Genomic DNA, 620 nt, shown 5'->3' on the forward strand with positions numbered 1-620 from the left:
TTTGGACTATTGACACTTTCTGTCAATACTTGAAAAGCCCTCTGCGTACCTCGAGCTTTATTTCACGTAATAGTGCTCATACAGGCCTCAAACAACATATTTGACTAAATCGCGAAGCGATGACTAAGCCGTAGGCGACTCATTGACTAAGCGGCTCCGCCGCGACTAAGCCACGAAGTGGCGACTAAGGCGCAACGCGCCGACCGCCGCCCCCAACGAAAAAACCCTTCAGCCAGTAGCCAAAGGGTTTCGAAACTCCGTGTTCTAAATTATCGTATGACTTCGAACTCTGCGAGATCAAAAAAGATCTCTTCCGAAGCCTCAAAGCGCGACCAGCGCTGATTAAATACATCCATAGTCTCCGCATTACTTAAAAGCGAAACCGATTCTCCCGTCTTTAAAGAAAGCGTAATAGAAACAGACCCTTTCTTTTCGACTACGTCGAAGCGCTGAAGATTTGCCCGATTAACAAACTTAAACGTGCAACCGTTATCCGTACAGTACTTTAATCGTATTGATTTCATTTACAAGAGAAATAACAATCAAAACTACATCACCGCAAAATCACTCTTTGTCAAAAATTGCGCCAAGCACAGTTTTTGGACTAAATAACTAAACTC

Annotated in this window: 1 protein-coding gene; it reads right to left on the bottom strand. The window is 43.9% G+C overall.

Annotated elements, in window-relative coordinates; translation table 11 throughout:
• Window positions 1–269 precede the first annotated feature (269 nt).
• Window positions 270–524 (bottom strand): hypothetical protein, encoded by a 255-nt coding sequence (locus SKC35_RS06830; RefSeq protein ID WP_377978644.1) that lies wholly within the window; start codon window positions 522–524, stop codon window positions 270–272.
• Between the last annotated feature and the right edge of the window lie 96 nt (window positions 525–620).

This window comes from Aquirufa originis, assembly GCF_042714495.1.
Taxonomy (GTDB): domain Bacteria; phylum Bacteroidota; class Bacteroidia; order Cytophagales; family Spirosomataceae; genus Aquirufa; species Aquirufa originis.

Coding starts and splice junctions, on each gene's coding strand:
- SKC35_RS06830 (WP_377978644.1), bottom strand. CDS start 524: ATGAAATCAATACGATTAAAGTACTGTACGGATAACGGTTGCACGTTT.